Below are 2325 nucleotides of genomic sequence, written 5' to 3'. Positions count from 1 at the left end.
CACGCACCGACGCGGCGGGCCGACACCGCCGCACCTGGCGTCAGGCCGGTCTGCCGGCCACCGGGGCCCCGGTGTTCACAGGGCCGGGGGCGCATGTGATCACTGGCGGGACCGGCGCACTCGGGCTGCTCATGGCCGAACACATCGCCGCCGCCCGCCGCGCCGCCGGGCTCACCGCCGGCGGGATCGTGCTCGCCTCCCGGACCGCTCCGGGACCCGAGGCCCTGGCGAGGATCGCGGCCGCCGGCGCGCACGTGGTGCGGGCCGACGCGGCTGACCCCGCCGGGGTGCGGACCCTGATCGACGAGGCCCGCGGGCTGCACGGCTCGGTGAGCGGCGTGCTGCACGCCGCCGGGGTCCTCAGGGACGGCCTGCTGCTCGGCAGGGACCGGGCGGACACGGAGGCCGTCCTCGCCGCCAAGGTGAACGGCACGGTGCTGCTCGACGAGGCGACGCGGCACGAACCCCTCGACTACTTCGTGGCGTTCTCCTCCGCGGCGGCGGCGTTCGGGAACGTCGGCCAGACCGACTACGCCTACGCCAACGCCTTCCTCGACCACTTCGCCGAGCAGCGGGAGCGGCAGCGCCTCCAGGGGGCACGCAGCGGCCGCACCCTGTCCGCCGCCTGGCCGGTCTGGGCCGACGGCGGCATGCGGGCCGACGCGGCCGGCACGCAGTACATGGTCCGGGAGCTGGGCATGCGCCCGCTGCGTACCGGACCGGCCCTCGACGCGCTCGACCGCGCCCTGGCGGGTACGGCGCCGCGCCTGCTCCTGGCGCCCGGTGACCCGGCCCGGGTCCTCGCCGAGCTCAACGGCGTACAGGCCCCGGCCCCCGCCCCGGCTGCCGCCGCCGCGTCGCGGCCGGCCGGGCGGGACACGTACGCCCGCGCCGAGCGGCTGGTGCTCCGGATCATGGCGGAGGAACTGAAGCTCCCGGAGGCGGAGATCGCCGTCACGGAGCCCCTCGACCACTACGGCGTGGATTCCCTGATCACGCTGAGCGTGACCCGGCGCCTGGAGGAGCACTGCGGACCGCTCTCGAAGACCCTGCTCTTCGAATACGTGACGGTCGGCGAACTGGCGGACCATCTGGCCACCGCGCACCCCGGCGCGTTCACCGCGCCCGCCGCCGAGACCGACGAGCCCGCGCAGTCCCCGGCCGTCGGCCCCGCCGCCGTGACCGTCACGGCGGCGACCCCGGAATCCGTCCCGGCCGCCGGCGCCCCGAGTGACGACATCGCGATCATCGGTGTCGCGGGGCGCTACCCGCAGGCCGACGACGTCGACGAGTTCTGGCGCAATCTGCGCGCGGGACGCGACAGCATCGAGGAGATTCCGGCCGACCGCTGGAACCACGACAGGTTCTACGACCCGGACAAGTCGGCCGCGGGCAAGACGTACGGCAAGTGGGGCGGGTTCGTACGGGGAGCCGACCGCTTCGATCCGCTGTTCTTCCGCATGTCGCAGATCGAGGCCGAACTCACCGATCCCCAGGAGCGGGTGTTCCTGGAGACGGTGTGGCACCTCATGGAGGACGCCGGCTACACCCGCGACCGGCTGCGATCCTCCCGCACCGGTGTGTTCGTGGGCATGATGTACGGCCAGTACCAGTTGTACGGCGTCCAGGACGCTCTGCGCGGCGAAGGACTGCCCCCGCACTCGTCGTTCGCCTCCGTCGCCAACCGGGTGTCGTACTTCTTCGACTTCTCCGGTCCCAGCGTGGCCGTGGACACCATGTGCTCCTCCGCCCTGGTCACCATCCACCAGGCCTGCCAGGCCATCCGCTCCGGCGACTGCGAGGTCGCGGTCGCCGGCGGCGTCAACATCTCCAGCCACCCGGCGAAGTATCTGCAACTGGCCTGGCGCGGCTTCCTCGCCGAGGACGGCCGCTGCCGCAGCTTCGGCACCGGCGGCACGGGATACGTCCCTGCCGAGGGCTCCGGCGCTGTGCTCCTCAAGCGCCTCGACGCCGCGGTGGCCGACGGCGACCGCATCCTCGCGGTGGTCAAGGCGTCCGCCGTCAACCACGGCGGAACGGGCCGGGGTTTCAACGTCCCCAACCCCAAGGCGCAGGGCGACCTGGTGCGCGCCGCGCTCGACCGGGCGGGGATGCGCCCGGCGGACCTGGACTACCTGGAGGCGCACGGTACCGGCACCGCGCTCGGAGACCCCGTGGAGATCAACGGCATGCTCCGGGCCTTCCAGGACGACATGCCGCAGCGGCTGCCGATCGGCTCGGTCAAATCCGGCATCGGACACGCGGAGTCGGCGGCCGGCATCGCGGCCGTCACCAAGGTGCTGCTGCAGATGCGCCACGGCGAGC

The 2325-nt window shown here is 73.7% G+C and carries 1 protein-coding gene; it reads left to right on the top strand.

All coding sequences use genetic code 11. The features are described from left to right. Positions 1–95: 95 nt before the first annotated feature. A partial coding sequence (locus QR77_RS48015) for an SDR family oxidoreductase (RefSeq protein WP_236710474.1) occupies positions 96–2325 on the top strand: 2230 nt, incomplete at its 3' end.

The organism is Streptomyces sp. 150FB (assembly GCF_000818195.1).
Classification (GTDB): Bacteria; Actinomycetota; Actinomycetes; order Streptomycetales; family Streptomycetaceae; genus Streptomyces.
This window is presented reverse-complemented; position numbering and strand designations above follow the sequence as displayed.